Source organism: Paenibacillus sp. EKM206P, from assembly GCF_011066155.1.
Taxonomy (GTDB): domain Bacteria; phylum Bacillota; class Bacilli; order Paenibacillales; family Paenibacillaceae; genus Paenibacillus; species Paenibacillus polymyxa_D.
In genome coordinates this window covers 48652-67562 of the sequence record NZ_JAAMNQ010000010.1, presented here as the reverse complement: position 1 = coordinate 67562, position 18911 = coordinate 48652, and the positions used below count along the sequence as shown (strand labels likewise).

General features: G+C 49.0%; 8 protein-coding genes and 1 pseudogene. 6 read left to right on the top strand and 3 right to left on the bottom strand.

Annotation, left to right across the window (positions count from 1 at the left end; translation table 11 throughout):
• The first annotated feature begins 386 nt into the window (after window positions 1–386).
• The 3 genes and pseudogenes from G9G53_RS18900 (at window position 387) to lpdD (ending at window position 8577) form a co-directional block, all read left to right on the top strand.
• Window positions 387–2011: pseudogene (locus G9G53_RS18900) on the top strand (S8 family serine peptidase).
• Window positions 2012–2535: 524 nt separating this feature from the next.
• The gene (locus G9G53_RS18895; RefSeq protein WP_165149609.1) at window positions 2536–8049 is read left to right on the top strand and encodes a S8 family serine peptidase; all 5514 of its coding nucleotides are present in this window, start codon (window positions 2536–2538) and stop codon (window positions 8047–8049) included.
• Window positions 8050–8229: 180 nt separating this feature from the next.
• Complete coding sequence (gene lpdD, locus G9G53_RS18890; RefSeq protein WP_165149607.1) at window positions 8230–8577, top strand: prenylated flavin chaperone LpdD; 348 nt, start codon at window positions 8230–8232, stop codon at window positions 8575–8577.
• A gap of 11 nt (window positions 8578–8588) precedes the next feature.
• Here the strand turns inward: lpdD and G9G53_RS18885 are convergent, their stop codons facing one another.
• Window positions 8589–9176 (bottom strand): hypothetical protein, encoded by a 588-nt coding sequence (locus G9G53_RS18885; protein WP_029515643.1) that lies wholly within the window; start codon window positions 9174–9176, stop codon window positions 8589–8591.
• 223 nt (window positions 9177–9399) lie between these two features.
• Here G9G53_RS18885 and G9G53_RS18880 point away from each other — a divergent pair, with 223 nt between their 5' ends.
• Together G9G53_RS18880 and G9G53_RS18875 are read left to right on the top strand one after the other, a co-directional pair.
• Window positions 9400–9771: a DUF4190 domain-containing protein gene (locus G9G53_RS18880; RefSeq protein ID WP_025720792.1), complete on the top strand. Its 372-nt coding sequence runs from the start codon at window positions 9400–9402 to the stop codon at window positions 9769–9771.
• Between the two features lie 93 nt (window positions 9772–9864).
• A complete protein-coding gene (locus G9G53_RS18875) occupies window positions 9865–10068 on the top strand; it encodes a hypothetical protein (RefSeq protein WP_049816899.1) in 204 nt (67 codons plus the stop codon).
• A 190-nt stretch (window positions 10069–10258) separates the two neighbouring features.
• Here the strand turns inward: G9G53_RS18875 and G9G53_RS18870 are convergent, their stop codons facing one another.
• Together G9G53_RS18870 and fabV are read right to left on the bottom strand one after the other, a co-directional pair.
• Window positions 10259–10411, bottom strand: coding sequence for a DUF1540 domain-containing protein (locus G9G53_RS18870; RefSeq protein ID WP_013311427.1), 153 nt, complete (start codon window positions 10409–10411; stop codon window positions 10259–10261).
• 296 nt (window positions 10412–10707) lie between these two features.
• Window positions 10708–11895, bottom strand: coding sequence for an enoyl-ACP reductase FabV (gene fabV, locus G9G53_RS18865; protein WP_029515641.1), 1188 nt, complete (start codon window positions 11893–11895; stop codon window positions 10708–10710).
• A gap of 189 nt (window positions 11896–12084) precedes the next feature.
• Here fabV and G9G53_RS18860 point away from each other — a divergent pair, with 189 nt between their 5' ends.
• Window positions 12085–18849 carry a WIAG-tail domain gene (locus G9G53_RS18860; protein ID WP_165149605.1) on the top strand — a complete coding sequence of 2255 codons (6765 nt, stop codon included), beginning with the start codon at window positions 12085–12087 and terminating at the stop codon, window positions 18847–18849.
• Window positions 18850–18911: the final 62 nt, after the last annotated feature.

Below are 18911 nucleotides of genomic sequence, written 5' to 3'. Positions count from 1 at the left end.
TCAAAAAAATGCTTGAATATCTGATTTTATGACACTATACTAGATTCAAAAGATACCATATGTTTCATTCTTTTGTTTTAAATTGTATTTTAATACTTGCACATTAACCTCCTCGATTACTTCTAAATTTCTTATCCTACCTTTCTCTTCATTTTTTTCACTTATCATTTTCAAACTTGTCCACCTGTTTCTACCCGATGCTCGTTTTTTACGGTCTGCACCAAGGGTTGTTCACCTCAGAATGATGATCTATGGATTTCACCCCGGCGGAATCTATATTTTTTAAAGGAGGTGAGTACCAGAGGCTATTTTGTGAGCTTTTGACGTAGCTGTCCGGAAGGTTGTCCTTGAGAATTAAAAAACCAAGTAAAGGGAGATGGAAAGTATTGATTAAGTCGAAAAATATCAAAAAGACGCTGTCGGTCAGTTTTACCGCTCTTCTTGCCTTTTCTCTAATTTCCCCGGTATATGGGGATTCCAGCACAACCACCTCAGAGGAGGATCAACCATTTCCGCCAAGGTTTCAGCCAAGCTGAACCAACCATTCAGTGCCAGTGAGTATGTCACCTATCTGGTTAAATTGAAGGATCAGGTGGATACGGAGTCCGTTGCCAAGCATGCTTTCCAAAAGGCCTCTGCAGAGCAGATTTCACCCGCTGCTGCTAAGCTTTCTGTACGTACAACAGTTGTGAACTCTCTCATGGATACAGCAGAAAAAACGCAACAATCCGTGGAAGAATACTTAAAGAAAGAAGTTAATAACGGAAGCGTCAAAAAGTACAAGAGTTACTTTATCGTGAACGCTTTTGCGGTCACCAGCACCAAAGAGGTCATGGATAATCTGGCCACACTTCCTGAGATCGACAAAATTTTACCGGATGAAAAGCGGGAACTGCAAAAGGTAGAAATAGATAAGGATGCCCAGCCTGTGGTTGAGGAATCTACAGCTGACCAAGTGGTTGCAGATCAGGCCGCTGTAGATACGGCTGTGACGGAAGAGAATGCGCAAAAATCGGTGGAAGAATCCGTATATAAGGATGCGGTAACACCAAGCCGTGTCGAGTGGAATATCTCTAAAATCAAAGCACCACAGGTTTGGGCCAAAGGCATTGACGGCAAAGGCATTGTTGTCGCCAATCTGGATACAGGCGTTGAATATACTCACCCGGCGTTGAAAAGAAAATGGCGTGGTCTGGATGCTTCCGGTCAGGTCGTGAATCCAGAACTGAGCTGGTATGATGCGGTTGATGGAGCATCGCTGCCAACTGATTCAAATGGACATGGTACACATACGATGGGTACAAGCGTTGGCTCGGACAGCAACGGTACGAATGAAATCGGTGTTGCTCCTGGCGCCAAATGGATTGCGGTTCGAGTATTCAATCCAGATACCACCGACTCCATCTTACTGGACGGTGGACAATGGATTCTTGCTCCTGTAGATAAAAACGGTAAAAAGCACCCTGAGCTTGCACCGGATGTGGTGAATAACTCTTGGGGCGGTGGACCTGGCCTGGATGAATGGTATCGTCCAGTCACCAAGGCGTGGAGAGCGGCTCAGATTTTCCCTGAGTTCTCCGCAGGCAACACAACACTGTCCAATCCGGGCGGACCTGGGTCTGTAGCCAATCCGGCAAATCTGCCGGAGGCTTATGCGACAGGAGCCACGGACGTTAACAACAAGCTAGCCAGCTTCTCGCTGCGCGGTCCTTCTCCTTATGGCGAAGTGAAGCCTGAAATTTCGGCTCCTGGTGTAAACATCCGTTCTTCTGTACCGGGCGGAGTGTATGAGGGGGGATGGAACGGTACCTCCATGGCAGGCCCGCATACTGCCGGATTAGCAGCATTACTGCTTCAGGCCAAACCATCTTTGACCGTGGACCAACTGGAGGATGTTATTTCAAAAACAGCAACTCCGCTGACAGACAGCCAGTATCGGACTTCACCGAACAATGGTTACGGATATGGTCTGATCGACGCGCTTGCTGCGGTGAACTCCGTACTTAAGTAAAAATAATCAGACAGGATTAAGAAAGTCTTCCGAAAATCCCTTTGAGCGGCTCGTACAGAGATTGCATACACCTGCTAACCGTGTAATGCACTAATTACGTAGCCGCTAAAAAGGGGTTTTCGTACATAAAAGAATATAAAAGTCATAGAATTTCAAGAAAAATGCAAAAAAATGACTTGTATATCTGTTTTGATAACTTTATACTATTCCATAATATATGATTATATATCAATTTTTAATATAAACTGTAATGATATAACATGTTTTTCTTCGAAGTTCTCCTGCTTTTTCTCCTTGGTTTCTACTGAATTTCATCGCTCTTCTATTGGGATTGTAAACTCGCCTATGAAGTACTGCCATCTATGAACAGCCAAATATTTTTGTGCCTCTATATTCTATGAAGGAGGTGGTCGCCAACCACATCATGTTGCGCAACCCGTGTGTTTGATGTGCAAGGCATGAGGTCTTACTCTGTACAGGTTATTTCAGAAACATTAAACCTAGTAAAAGGAGTGGAAAAGTAATTGATTAAACCTAAACGATTCAAGAAACCACTGTCTATCGGACTATCTTTACTAATGGCCTTTTCCTTTGTTCAACCTGCTTTGGCGAATAACACACCGGATGGCTCCAAGCTGGAGCTGAAATCAGCCTCTCACAAGGTCACGACCGCGAAGGTATCTCCGAAACTGACCAAACAGTTTGAGGAGAATAACTATGTTACCTATCTGGTCAAATTAAAAGAACAGGTAGACACCAACAAGGTTTCCAAAAATGCTCTCCAAAAGGCCTCACTTGAGAAAATAACACCCTCCGCTGCCAAAATGGCTGCACGCAGCCATGTGATCAGCTCTCTGCGTGAAACCGCTTCAAGAACCCAATATGGGCTTGAAAATTACTTGGACAAGCAATCAGAGAGCGGCGGAGTGAAGGAATATAAAAGCTATTTTATTGTCAATGCATTGGCTGTAACAAGCACCAAGGAGGTGCTGGATCATATTTCGAAACTACCTGAGGTCGATAAAGTCTTACCGAATGAAACGCGTTATCTGCAAAAGGTGACAGTTGACAAGCAAGCAGAGGGAGCAAATGCCAAAACGGCTGAAACAGCTGCAACAGCGACAGCAGCAACGGCGAAGTCTGCATCGGTAGAGAAAGCTGTAGAGCTGGAGAAGGACGATGGCAAAACATCGGCTAAGCCTGGCAATGCAGGTAAGAACGCTGTAGACCCATCTACGGTGGAATGGAACATATCCCATATTAACGCACCACAAGTGTGGGAAAAAGGAATCGACGGAACCGGAATCGTGGTTGCCAATCTGGATACAGGTGTAGATTATACACATCCGGCCCTTCATCGCAAATGGCGGGGTCTGGACGCGGCAGGCAATGTCGTGAATCCCGAGCTGAGCTGGTACGATCCGCATAGTCACGCAACGCTTCCGGTCGATCAGGAAGACGATTCCCATGGTACACATACAATGGGTACCATGGTCGGCTCTGAGGAAAACGGAACGAACCGAGTGGGCGTTGCCCCTGGCGCGAAGTGGATTGCGGTTCGGATTTTTAATCCGGAAACGACGGATGCAATTATACTGGATGGCGGTCAATGGCTGCTTGCGCCAAAAGATGCCCAAGGAAATCTTCATCCCGAGCTTGCTCCAGACGTAGTGAACAACTCGTGGGGAGGCGGACCGGGTCTTGATGAATGGTTCCGGCCTGTGGTTCAGGCATGGCGGGATGCTCAAATTTTCCCCGAATTCTCTGCAGGTAACACCTCTCTTTCCAATCCGGGCGGACCTGCCTCAGTAGCCAATCCGGCGAACTATCCGGAATCCTTCGCTACTGGAGCCACGGATAGCAATGATAATCTGGCCAGCTTCTCATTGTTAGGACCCTCACCCTATGGTGAAGTGAAGCCCGAAGTTTCCGCGCCGGGTGTTAATATCCGGTCATCTGTTGCTGGTGGCGCCTATAAAGGCGGATATAACGGTACTTCTATGGCGGGACCTCATGTTGCGGCCCTTGCAGCGCTGTTGCTGCAAGCGAATCATTCGCTTACCGTAGATCAACTTGAGGAAATTTTGATGAATACGGCTACACCACGAACGGACAGCACATATCCTACTTCACCAAACAATGGCTACGGACATGGTGTCATTAATGCGCTGGATGCGGTCGGTTCGGTCATGCAGGGTCTGGGCTCCGTGTCTGGTAAAGTTGTAACGGGTGGCGACGATCTGGAAGCACCTGTTCTCGAGCATACACCGCCCGCTGCGGCATTCGAGGGTATTGATATACCTCTGACTGCTCATGTAACGGATGATGTCGGCGTGACAGCCGTTGAGGCATTTGCCAAAACAGCGGGTACGTCAAATTATGTATATATTCCGTTGGAACGGACCTCCGGCGACAGCAAAGATGGTACATATCAAGCATCCATCCCGACTTTTTTGGTGGATAGCGCTGGTCTGGAATACTATATTCGTGTAAATGATTACGGTAATAACGGATTTGAAACTGAAGTATATAAGGTGAAAATCTCTAAAGGGGTAAAACCAGGCTACACACAAGACTTTGAAAAAGACATTGCCGGTATTAATATCGGTGGACAGGGCAGTGTTTGGAAATGGGGAACTCCAACAAGCGGCCCTAAAAGCGCACATTCGGGTACAAAGGTCATCGCGACCAATCTCGAAGGCCAATATCAGACCAACTCCAACAGTTATTTTATGGCCCCTCCGATTGATCTGACCGAGAGCTCAAAAGGGGCACTGGTTAGCTTCAAGCATTGGTACGATCTTGAAAACAATTCTGATTTCGGCAAAGTGTACGTAGCAACCACAAACAATCAGAATGCGTTTGAGCAGGTATTATCATTTACCGGCGCCAGCAACGGCTGGAAAACACAATATCTTGATTTGCGGGCATTCGCGGGTCAAAAGGTATACCTCCTGTTCAACTTTACTAGTGACAATACGGTTGTGAAAGATGGCTGGTATATTGACGATCTGTCGATTCAGGAGCCAGACACCGTTGCACCTGCTGCGCCGAGCAATTTGACTGCTGAAGCAGATACTGTAGGCAACGTCACACTGGCCTGGAATGCTTCCTCCGATGAAGATGTGAAGCAGTATAAGGTGTATCGTTCTACCCAATCAGGCAAAAATTATACTTCCATCGGTACAACCTCAGCACTGACACTCACAGATACCATCACGGTCGGTGGAGCGACCTATCATTATGCAGTGGCGGCTGAGGATTATAGTGGTAATGAAGGAATCAAGTCGAATGAGGCTTCTCTGAGAGTAGACGTGCCGGATACGCTGTATAGCGATCATTTTGACGGCAGCTCGGATAATGGCTGGACTCATTCTGGTACTAAGGATGAGTGGGAACGCGGCATTCCCAAGGAAGTAGGACCAGAGAGCGCAGCGTCCAGACCCAATGTGTGGGCAACCGATCTGGATAGCAATTATGAGAACGGAGCTGAATTTTCGCTGGTTTCACCAAAAATTAATTTGCAAGCTGTACGCAACGCAACACTGACCTTCAATCACTGGTTTGAAATTGAGGCTGGCTATGATTACGGTTATGTGGAAGTGTCCAAAAACAATGGTGACACGTGGAGCGAGCTGGGCAAATTCTCTCACAATACGAACGGGAAAAAGTGGGCTCCAGTTTATTACAATCTGGATAGCTACGCCGGCAATGAAATCCAAATTCGCTTCCGTTTGAAATCGGATAACAGTGTGAACAAGAACGGCTGGTATATTGACGATTTCCGTGTGCTTGGCATTCCAGCTACGACAGTGACTAAGGACATCGTACCTGAGTCGAATATCAAGCTGGAAAAAGCGGAAGAACAGTTCCCGCTGTACAAAATTACAAGTACTGAAAAGAGTGAATTCCAGGAGAAAGTGAAGCCGGCAGAAACAACGGTGGAACGTGGACGTGTCGGTCTCGACAGTCTTCCAGCCAGCGCTACGGTTACGGTATTGGAAACCGGACGTTCGGTAAAAACGGATCCGACCACGGGCAAATACAGCTTCACCCATGTAGCCGGCGACTATACGCTGAAGGCTGAAGCCTACGGTTACGTTCCTCAAACGAAAGCAGTCACGATTGAGAATAACAAAGTCATCAGAGCAAACTTTAGTCTTCAGGCCATACCTCACGGTACGATTCACGGGGTCATTACCGACAAGCAATCCGGTGAACCGATCCAAAAAGCGAAAGTGTTGGTGGTGGAGGATGCACGCATTGCTCCGGTAGAAACGAATGAGGCTGGAGAATTTACGCTGGACGTGCTGGAAGGAACATACACGTTGTCCATTGCAGCCGAAAATTATTATAGCGACAGTGTATCCGTTACTGCTCCTCCGAACGGTAGTGTGGAAGCGAATGTCATGTTGAAACCTTTTATCGGGTTCCAAGGAGGCATTGCTTACGATGACGGGACAGGAGAAAATGCTAGAGCCTTTAACGCGGCAGGCAATTCATGGGCAGTCAGAATGACACCTGAGTCGGAAGTGACTCAAGTGACAGGAGCATCGCTTTTGTTCTGGAACTCTGCCTTCCCGAATCCGGGAGGAACGGCATTCCAATATTCTGTCTATGACGCCTCCGGTGCCGCAGGAGCACCTGGACGATTGTTGGCTGGTCCATTCGACGGGACTGCCGTACGGGATGAGACACAATGGACGACGGTACAGCTCCCAGAGCCGGTGACGGTTCAAGGTGACTTCTACATCGTATATACACAGTCTGCTGTAGGCACACAGTCGCCGGGTCTTGCTACAGATGAAAGCAGTCCCAATGCGCTTCGAAGTTGGCAAGGTGTAAGCGGCACATGGAGCCAATCACCTGAGGAGGAGGGTAACTACATGATCCGGGCTATCGTCAGATATCCGGTGAATGCTCCAACGATTACGACTCCTACGAAGGCTACCTATACGCAGGAAGAGACGATTACCGTAACAGGAACTTCTCCGGCAGAAGGAGCCGATATTCAGCTCTTTAACGGTAAGGAGCTGGCTGGCACAACGAAGGTGAAGGATCGCCAGTTCAGTTTGTCGGTTGATCTTCAACCAGGTGCTAATCCGCTAAGTGTCCAAGCAGCGGTATACGGCAAAATAACGGATCGTTCCGAACCGGTGGTCGTGACACTTGACCAGACTAAACCGGGTCTGATCCTGACTTCGCCAGATGAAGGAGCCCGTACGAATGCGGGTGTCGTGAGCGTCACCGGTACGGTGTATGACGAATTCCTCACCGATTTGACGATTAACGGCGAGCCAGCCGAATTTGGAAGTGACGGCACCTTTAACAAGCGATTGCTTATCAACGAAGGTGAAAATCAAATTACGGTGACGGCCAAGGATCTTGCCGAAAACGAAACAACCGTTACGCGCTCGGTGTATGTCGATACAGCTCTGCCGAAGCTTGAAAACATTAACCCTGCTGAGGATGTGCGTATTACTCCAGGGCAGTCAGTACGGGTATCTTTTGACAGTGCATCCGGTTTGGAGGCGTCCTTCCATGTGGAGCTGCCTTTCAACCTGTCCACTTTGGGCCGCAACGATATTCCATTAAATGAGACTTCGTCAGGCCACTATGAAGGTACTTATTTCACTTCATCTTCTCTGAACCTGGAAGGCGGAGTCATCGTGATCCGGGTAAGGGATGCAGCGGGAAATGAAGTGGAGACGGAGGCGCCGGGAAGATTGTATGTAACCAATGGTGGGGGACAGAACCCTGATCCGAATCCACCTACATCCAATGAGAAGCCAGTAGCCATTATTCAGGCTAATGAATCCGCTAAGAAGAACAAAAATGTACAATTTAACGCCAAAGCTTCCCGTGATGTAGACGGTGAGATCGTCAGTTACAGCTGGAATTTTGGGGATGGTGATACGGCGGTCGGTTCCAAGGTGAAGCATAAATTCACCACAGCTGGAACGTATACCGTGGAGCTAACGGTGACGGATAATGACGGCGCAAGCGGTAAGACTGTGCATACGATCACGATCCGTTAACACCCAGTAGGAAATGGAATGCTTGTTTTAGAATAACAATGAAGGCCCACAGCAAGCTACGGTTTATAGGCTGCTGTGGGCCATTTTTAAATTGTCGAACTGTTCAAGAAGCGATACAATGAGTAGAACTCTATAAAGTGAATCGTTTCACAATAATATTTTTTAGCAGGAGAGGATCCTATGATTCATTTGCAAAAAGAAAGCGGCCGTATCCGTCTTGTACTGAATGCCTATTTTATGGGGGAAGATATCGTTGTACTCATTTCTGGCGGTGATCAGCCCCATTTGGGAACGATTACAGCAGGGGCCAGACTCGAGCCGATTCAAACTGTGCAATTGCAAAATCACAAGGAGTTTTATATTACCGAAGAAATTGCAGTTCGCTTACGAAAAGAGTTTGCGGGCAATTTTGCCATTTGCTGCGGGACACATTTGGACCATGCATCCAAGGACGAAATCCGAGTGCTGACAGATATGGCCATACAACTGGGAAAAGAGCTCATTGGAGAACTCAAGCAAGCACGCTAGTAGCAACCTTTTTAAGTGAACTCTCGAAAGAGCAGATTGCGATAGGGGTATTTACTAAAGGAATACTTAAAAAGCAATGCAAAGCCATCGTCCTCAATTTGTACGGATTTCAGCGCAGAGGATGGAATCAAACTACGGATCATGACATGAACTGCACGCTGGTCTTGTCTGTTGATCGCTTTGGCTAAGGCAGAAGCAAAACATGGATTACGTGCTAATTCGCGATACAGCGGAAAAACGGCTTTTGCGATGGCGCGATGAACTCTCGGCTCAAATGTAAACTGCACAGTCCCCGGTGGAATCGTTGTTCCATTCGTATAATAGAGCATCGGTGGCTGAGCTAAAAAGGAAATAAAGTAGCCGATGCCATTCGTGCCTAAGCCTTGTTTGGCGGCAAATGGAGCTACTGAGCAGAGAAGGGATTTCATCCGATCCAAATTCGCCTGAACGACAGCTCGTGACCATTGAACTGCAAACGCACGGCGAGTTGCTATAGCTTTGTAAAATGGCAGCATGGCAGTGGATATTATCCTAAGTGTGTTTGCATTTAAACGTTTGTGAGGCGAGCGCTTTCTGTGGGATGTTGCACGATATAGCATAGCTCCGACCTCCTTGGCAGGATGCTCTCATGGAGCACAATTGATCTGTAACAGGTAAAATACTGTATGCCCAGTTACCTCAAAAAGTGCTAATATCGCTATGTTTCTTCTTTTTAACGTTCTAATTTAAAAATTCGAAATAAGTACTGTCCTGATTTGTAAGATTGTGGTACCCTAGAACTTATATAATTGCTATTTTTCGTATTGGAGTTGAATTTAACAGATGAGTGATTTGTACAAGGAGCCTCGATCTTCCGATCCTTTTCAGGAGACGAACGATTATAACGCCCCATTTAACCCGCCCCCAGTAGTTCCACCTACCAATAGTAAAGCTGTTGCCTCGATGGTGCTCGGGATTTTATCTGTTGTCATTCCCTATATCGGGTTGATTATCGGAATTGTGGGTATTATTTTGTCCAGTCTTTCCCTGAAGGAAATTAACCGTCATGGCGAGCAAGGCAGAGGTATGGCCATTGCTGGACTGGTATGTAGTATTATCGGTACACTGATTTATACACTGATCATCATTTTTATAGTTATTGTTTTTATTGTAGCGGCCTCCAGTGGCGATCCGGATATTTTTTCAGACATTTAATGAATTGAAGAATGCTTGAGTCAGACAAACCATTCACGATTTGACTATTGGATGCTATGATAAAAGGAGTCCAATGAAGGAGAGTGAAGCCGTATGGCACGTACTCAAACACAAAAAGCGCTAAGCAAGGCAAAACGCGCTGGAATCTATTGCGCGGCACAGAGCCGCAAAACAAATGACCATTATGGCGAGATTTCACAGCACATACGAATGAAGCCGACCAAGCAGGAACAATTACAAAAGGTCAAGCACAAGAAGCGAATCGTTCAGAGCGACGCTTCTTTTTTTTGTCTTTAGAGAGAACAGCAGTGTCCTTTTCAGCGTGGATTTATAAAGTAGCAGAGAAATGATTGTATACAAGCGAAAAGCGCCTTTCTGTACCGAAAAAGGACTTGATAATAATTATCATTCTTGTTAGAATATCATAAGAAAGAAGGAACCCGGGCATGGGCTCCTTCATTATAAAGCTAGGCTTGAAATCAAAGATTTACTTGGCTTCGAAGGTTTTGCAGTCTGTTTCTTCAGACTTGTGAGTGTCTTCTGGTCTGTTGCTTACGATGTAAATGGAGCTAGCGCTGCATTTATTCTCTTGGGCCCAGTACGTACAAGAGTTGACTTCACACAGAACGTCTTTTGCCATGTTGTGCACCTCCTTATATGGGTGTGATGGGCTGAGCAAATAGTATCACGGTCAGTCAAGGTAGGACTTGTCCAACTGTGTTTACCCTCTTGTTAGGAAGAGGGATTTTGCTATGCCTACCTGTACAATATCAAATGAAATTTAAAATTGCAATGATAGCATCATTTGCAGTTCAAAGCGGACATAAGTGTCCCTTTTAATTAAAAACAAAAGCTGTCCTCCATGCAGAACGAAATGTTTCTCTGCTGGAGAACAGCTTTTTTTGTTTTTCTAACATAGGGACAGCACTAAAAGACTTAGCGCACGTTAGGAATATTTATGATGGGATCAATATCAGCATCATAGTCCACACCTTCGAACTCAAAGCCGAACAGTTGGAAAAATTCGCGACGATATCCTTCAAGATCTGACAATTCGTAGATATTGTTGGTCGTCAGCGCCTCCCATATCTTCTCAACCTCTGCCTGCACGTCTTCGCGCAGTTCCCAATCATCAATGCGAATACGTCCTTCTTCATCTACAGGAGTTTCTGGTGCGTACAGACGCTCAGCAAACAGGCGGTAGCTCTGTTCTACGCACCCTTCATGCAGCCCTTTTTCCTTCATTACCTTATATAAAGCAGAAATATACAGAGGAACGACAGGGATAGCGGAGCTTGATTGGGTAACGAGTCCTTTGGTGACTGCGACGAAGGCGCGTCCGCCTGTAACTTTCAGCTGATCGTTCAGCTGACGTGCTGTCTCCTCCAGATGATCCTTTGCACTTCCGATACTGCCCTCTCTGTAGATGGCTTGTGTAATATCTGAACCGATGTACGAAAAAGAGAAGGTCGTTGCAGTATCGGCGAGCACGCCGCCAGCACGCAAGGCGTCAATCCACAATTTCCAGTCCTCACCGCCCATAACTTCTACAGTTCCTTGTACCTCTTCTTCTGTTGCGGGTTCGAGCGTCACGCTGCTGACTTCCCCGGTGTGGAAGTTAACGGTCTTGTTTGTGTAAGGCTTACCAATAGGTTTAAGCACGGAATTAAACGTTTCGCCTGTGCGGGGATTTGTACGGCGACCTGAAGCGACACTATAAACCACTAGATCGACTTGTCCCAGTTCTTCGCGAATGGCTTCCACCGTTTTGGCTTTGACCTCATCCGAGAAGGCATCTCCTGTCACGCTTAAGGATTTAAGCCCAGCTTCCTGAGCGGCTTTTTCAAATGCAGCAGAATTGTACCAGCCTGCCGATGCTGTGCGTGTAGCCGTAGCATTGCTAGGACGATACACGCCAATTGTATTGGCACGCGCACCGAAGGCGGCAGTAATGCGAGAAGCCAATCCATATCCGGCAGATGCCCCGATTACAAGTACATTACGGGGGCCTTGGATAGCAGGACGGGCCTGTACATAGTCAATTTGCTCCTGAACATGTTGGGCACAGCCCACCGGATGAGCAGTGGTGCAGATAAAGCCACGTGTTCTTGGTTTGATAATCATGTTATTGTAATTCCTCTCTTCTTGTAGCGATCTTCACCCTTACTATTTTAACTTTTAACTATTTTTTTTCAAACGTGGATTTTAGTAAGTATCCTTTTTACCCAAAAGTGAATCTCTGTACAGGGTGGCAAGTGCCTAAGGGTCTGCATATGATGCTGTAACGATAAACATGAGAAGGGAGAGAGCTGCTTGAAGAACAAGAGCCGAAAAACCAACAGAAACAAAAAGCCGCTCTATCGTGTAATTGACCCGGATATGAATGAGTTAAGTATGATACAACGCTCAAAACCACTGCCTGCGGAGAGGGAGACAGAAGCAAGACTTCATCAAGTTGCTTCTCCGCCTCCCCCAACTACAGAGGAGTCGGAGCTAAAGACAGTTTTCGAGCCTGAAGTCGAGGCTCTGCACGAGAAAGAAATTGAGGTTGCAGATGTAGAGGAGACTCCAGCTTTGATGGAAGAACCCCCACTGCCAGAGCTAGAGCCAGAGCCAGAGATAGAGCTAGAGCTAGAGCCGGAACCAGAACCAGAACCTGATCCAATTGATGTGGAAGAAATTTTGAACAATAAGAAGGCTCCGCATGTAAACAATGCTTTCATCTATACAGACGATTTGAGTGATTTCGCTGTGACAGGTGAAAAGATCGCTCCCGCTTCCATAGATTCCAGCAAGCTGAAACAAGAGAGTATCCAAACGGAATTTCTAGCAGATTATGCTGTTCATACAATTAAAATAGCTGACGGTGCTGTGACTGCTTCGAAGATTGCTCCCGACTCCATTACGGTCGAGCATCTGTCAGACGCATCAGTGGCAGGCAGTAAATTGCAGGATCGCTCTATTAGTGGTGAAAAACTTCGTGATGGCAGCATCACTCCAGAAAAGCTGGCGGATAAAATTATCAGCGGCGATCATATTGCCAATGGCTCGATTGAAAGCCGTCATTTCAAGCAATGGATCGTGTCTTCAGATATGCTTCAAGATCAGTCGGTCACCTCCGATAAAATTCGCAGCGGTACGATTCAATCGAACAATTTGGCGAATGAAGCTGTTGATAGCTCCAAGCTGGGCGATCAGTCTGTGACCACCTCCAAATTGCGGGATGGGGCTGTGGATGGAACTAAAATCCAGGCAGGCAGCATTGAGAGCGCGCACCTGACTGAGCATGCCGTTCATGCAAGGCATTTGGCCCCCGGTTCGATTAATCGCAAGCAGCTATCCGACGGAATTGTGGGCAGGGAACAATTGGAGGAAGGTGTTGTCAGCGGGCGTCATCTGGAGTCTGAGGCAGTCACCAGTACGCACATTCAGGCAGGAGCGATTGAAAGAAAGCATCTGGGTCCTGGCTCCATCGGGGAAGAGCAGCTTGGAACGGGCCAAGTAACAGCCCGGCATATCGCGGATCGGAGTATTCAATCCAATAAACTGGCAGATCAGTCTGTAGGCTCATTGCAGATTGTTGATCAATCCGTCACTTCATCCAAAATATCGGATCAGAGCATTCTCCCACACAAAATTGCCGATGAGGCAGTACTTACCAGACATATTGCAACAGCAGCCATACAAGGACCTCAGATTTCTCCAGAGGCAGTTTCTTCCGTGCATCTTCAATCCGAAATTATTCGGAAAGATCATATTGCACCAGAGGCGGTTACGGAGCAACATTTGCATTCCGGGGCTGTGACAAGCGAGAAAATAGGGAAGGGTGCAGTTCTGGATTACCATGTGGCGAATCAGGCTATCAAGGAAAATCACATCGCTTCGAGCGCTATTAAGTCTGACAAAATCGCTGACGAGGCGGTTATAGAAACTAAAATTGGCACAGGGGCGGTAACCGGAAATAAAGTTGCGTCTCAAGCCATTACCCACGTACACATTGCAACGGGAGTAATCCGTGAAAACCACCTTGCCGACAACAGTGTGGGCGGAAAGGCGTTACAGGCTCAATCGGTGGATTCAACCCATTTGGCCCAGAGCTCTGTACAGAGCAAGCATCTTGGGGAAGACAGTGTCGGAACCGCGGCGTTGCAAGAACAGTCCGTTACCGCAGACATACTAGGCGAAGGCGCTGTTCATACCGCGCATTTGGCCAGTGGTGCGGTATACTCCCACCATTTACAGGATCATGCCGTTACTTCGTTGAAACTATCGCCGGAAAGTGTGGCTACGGATAAAATTAATGATTTGGCGATTACTGCGCCTAAGCTAGCTGAGGGCAGTGTCACTTCCTCCAAGCTGTCTGCTCGTTCGGTGCAGCCATGGCATATTACGGATAAAGCAGTACTGAGCAACCATCTGGCTGTTGAAGCAGTGGAGGCGAATCATCTCGCGCCGGAATCCGTCACCTCCAACCATTTGCAGTCTGCTTCGGTCCAAACCAAACATCTCGCCCCAGATAGTGTGTCCGGCCATGCACTTCAGTCGGAAAGCGTCACTTCCGAGAAGTTAGCGGCTCGGGCTGTGCAGGCTTCCAACCTGGCGGAAAACAGCGTGGGACCCGGGCATTTGGCTGCACAGGCCGTACAAACCAGACATTTGGCCGCAGGATCAGTAGAGGACACGATATTAGCCCAGAATGCTGTGAAGTCTGAGCATCTTGCAGCAGAATCCATCCAATCCGAGCATTTGCAAAGCGGGATCATTCAGGGAGAGCATATTGCATTGCAGGCTATAGCGACTCAAGCCATACAGGATGAAGCGGTTACCTCTGCCAAACTATCAGAGGAAAGTGTAACCTCTACCAAGTTGTCAGCCCATGCAGTGCAGTCCGGGCATATTATGGATGAAGCTGTACAAAGCAACCATTTGGCCGTGGCGGTTGTGGACTCGACCCATCTGGCATCTGGAGCGGTCACCTCGGTGCACCTACAGGCCTCCTCGGTGCTAACGAGACATTTGGCTCCGGATAGTGTGTCCGGTCGTGCACTTCAAGCGGAAAGTGTAACCTCGGAAAAGCTGGCAGCCCGCTCGGTACAAGGAATGAACCTTGCAGAAGGCAGTATCGGCCCTTCACATCTATCTGTGCAGTCCGTACACACGCGGCATTTGGCAGCTGGAGCGGTACAGGATAGAGTGCTGGCAGAGGGAGCGGTGAAGTCCGTGCACATTGCCCCGGAATCGATCCAACCACACCATCTGCATACTGAAATCATTCAGGGCGAGCATATTGCATCCCAGGCCATTTCGACCGATGCTTTACAAGATGAGTCTGTGACATCTGACAAATTGGCAGATGAGGGCGTGACTGCCGCCAAGCTGTCGGCCCATTCCGTACAGTCGTGGCACATTACAGACGAAGCAGTGCAAGGAAATCATTTGGCAGCAGAATCCATCCAGTCGAACCATCTGGCACCGGAAAGTGTCACTTCAGCCCACTTGCAGTCTTCGTCAGTGCTCACGAGCCATCTGGCCCCGGATAGTGTGTCCGGCCGTGCGCTACAAGCGGAAAGCGTCACCTCGGAAAAGCTGGCAGCCCACTCGGTGCAAGGAATGAATCTTGCGGAAGACAGCGTCGGCCCGTCACATTTGTCAGCACAGTCGGTACACGCCCGGCATTTGGCAACTGGCGCAGTACAGGATACAACGCTGGCAAAGGGAGCAGTGAAGTCGGTACACATTACCGCGGGGTCAATCCAGCCACATCACCTGCACACAGGAAGCATTCAGGGCGAGCATATCGCATCCCAGGCCATATCGACCGATGCTTTGCAGGATGCGTCTGTTACCTCCGATAAATTGGTGGATGAGGGTGTGACTTCCGCCAAGCTGGCGGTCAACTCGGTACAGCCGTGGCACATTACAGACGAAGCAGTGCAAGGAAATCATTTGGCAGCAGAATCCATCCAGTCAAGCCATCTGGCTTCCGAATCCGTTACCTCTCGCCATTTGCAGGCTTCCTCAGTGCTTACGAGTCATCTGGCGCCAGATAGTGTATCCGGTCGTGCACTACAGGCGGAAAGCGTCACCTCGGAAAAGCTGGCAGCGCGCTCGGTACAAGGGACGAATCTTGCGGAAGGCAGCATCGGACCGTCACATCTGTCTGCACATTCCGTACACAGCCGGCATCTGGTAGCCGGAGCGGTACAGGATAGAGCGTTGGCAGAGGGAGCAGTGAAATCCGTGCATATCGCTCCAGAATCAATCCAATCACACCATTTGCACCCTGGAACCATTCAGGGCGAGCATCTGGTATCTCAGTCGATATCGACTGATGTTTTACAGGATGAGTCTGTGACATCTGATAAATTGGCCGATGAGGGTGTGACTGCCACTAAGTTGTCGGCTCACTCGGTACAGCCGTGGCACATTACAGATGAAGCAGTGCAAGCTAATCATTTGGCAGAAGAGGCCGTTCAATCGAGTCATCTGGCGCCGGAATCTGTCACCTCAGCCCACTTACAGTCTTCGGTGATACTTGCGAGTCATTTGGCGCCGGATAGTGTATCCGGTCTTGCGCTACAAGCGGAAAGCGTCACTTCGGAAAAGCTGGCAGCACGCTCGGTACAAGGGACGAATCTTGCGGAAGACAGCGTCGGTCCTTCGCATTTATCTGCACAGTCGGTACACACTCAGCATTTGGCAGTCGGCGCTGTGCAGGATACAGCGCTAGCTGAGGGGGCAGTGAAGTCAGTACACATTGCCCCGGAATCCATCCAGCCGCATCACCTGCACCCTGGAACTATTCAGAGCGAGCATCTGGCATCCCTGTCGATATCGACCGATGTATTACAGGATGAGTCCGTTACGTCTGATAAATTAGCGAATGAGGGTGTGACTGCTGCCAAACTGTCGGCTCACTCGGTACAACCGTGGCACATTGCGGACGAAGCAGTGCAAGCCAATCATTTGGCAGAAGAGACCATCCAGTCGAGCCATCTGTCACCGGAATCTGTCACTTCAGCCCACTTGCAGTCTTCGGCGGTACTTGCGAGCCATCTGGCCCCGGATAGTGTGTCTAGCCGTGCGTTACAAGCAGAAAGTGTCACCTCGGAAAAGCTGGCGGCACGCTCGGTGCAAGCGACGAATCTCGCGGAAGGAAGCGTCGGCCCTTCACAATTGTCTGAGCATGCCGTACACCCCCGGCATTTGGCACCTGGTGCAGTACAGGACAGAGCGCTGGCAGAAGGGGCAGTGAAATCCGTGCATATCGCACCGGAGTCCGTCCAGTCGCATCATCTGCAAATGGGAACCATTCAGGGTGTGCATATCGCCTCACAAGCAATACCGACCGATGCTTTGCAGAATGAGTCCGTTACGTCCGACAAACTGGCGGATGAGGGCGTGACTGCCGCCAAGCTGTCTGCTCACTCAGTCCAGCCATGGCACATTACAGACGAAGCGGTGCAAGCCAATCATTTGGCAGAAGAGGCCGTCCAGTCGAGCCATCTGGCTCCTGAATCCGTCACCTCTGATCATTTGCAGGCTTCCTCGGTATTTGCGAGACATCTGGCCCAGGACAGTGTGTCAGGTCGTGCGCTTCAAGCAGAAAGCATCACCTCGGAAAAACTGGCGGCACGCTCGGTGCACGCGACGAATCTCGCGGAAGGAAGTGTTGGTCCTTCACAGCTGTCTGAGCATGCCGTACACCCTCGGCATTTGGCACCCGGTGTTGTACAGGACAGAGCGCTGGCAGAGGGGGCGGTGAAGTCCGTGCATATCGCACCGGAGTCTATTCAACCGCACCATCTGCATCTTGGAACTATTCAAGGTGTGCATATCGCCTCACAAGCAATATCGACCGATGCTTTGCAGAATGAGTCCGTTACGTCCGACAAACTAGCGGATGATGGCGTAACTGCCGCTAAAATATCTCCTCATTCGGTCCAGCCGTGGCACATTACAGACGAAGCGGTGCAAGCCAATCATTTGGCAGAAGAGGCCGTCCAGTCGAGCCACCTGGCTCCTGAATCGGTCACCTCTGATCATTTGCAGGCTTCGGCAGTGATGACTCGGCATATTGCGCCGGGGAGTATATCGGTTCACGCGCTCCAGGCAGGCAGCGTGAACGCTGAGAAGCTTGCACTTCGGGCGGTGCGTGCTTCGAATTTGGCAGAAGCCAGCATAAACTCCGTGCATTTAACGGAGCATGCCGTACACGCTCAGCATTTGGCCGAGGGGGCGATCCAAGGGTCCGCACTGGCAGAAGGCGTGGTGCAGTCCAGGCATATCGCGCTGGATTCAGTCCAGTCGGAGCATCTGCAAGCAGGGGCTATTCAACCACAGCATGTAGGCTGGCAGGCGGTGGTTGAGGATGCTATACAAGAAGGAGCGGTAACATCCAGCAAGCTGGCAGATGGAACGGTACAGTCCCGTCATGTGGCTGAGGAGGCTATTGAGAGCCACCACATTGGAGAGGAAGTTATTGATTCGCATCACCTAAAAGCAGGCTCAGTGACACGGGCTCAGCTGTCCACAGATATTCATCTCTCGGGACTTTTGCCAGAGGAAGGTATCAGTGGCGACAGACTTCAGGCAAACAGTATATCTCGAAACCATCTGCAAGCTCAGGCCGTCGACAGCGAGGTGCTGAGCCCGGGAGCTGTGGGAGCAGAGCATCTGCAGGCCGCTGCGGTACAAAGCCATCATGTGGCAGAGCAGAGCATTGAAGGCCATCATCTGGTGGAAGGCACTGTAGGCTCACGTGAGTTGGAGCTGAACGCAGTGAAGCCGGAGCATTTGAGCATCACTCCGGTTCGTACGTGTGCGAATCAGTCCGCATTGCAGCAGTTCGGCAGAGCGCCGTTTCTTTTGAAAGGCAGTGAAGGAGAGACGGAAGTGACCATTGTATTCGGGGAGCCTTTTGTAAACCCGGACTACACATTAGTAGCGATGACGAACCACCCTCTCTTTCATGCGACGCTGAAATCTCAGACGCCGAATGGAGCAGTGATCGTCGTAACCAAGTGGAACGAAACCGCGCATAACTACGGTATTATTTCCTGGATCGCCATTGGCTAGTGAAGCCGGTTATTGTAAAACTCATAGCGTGCAGACTCATGTATTTTCTAAATACAGAGCTG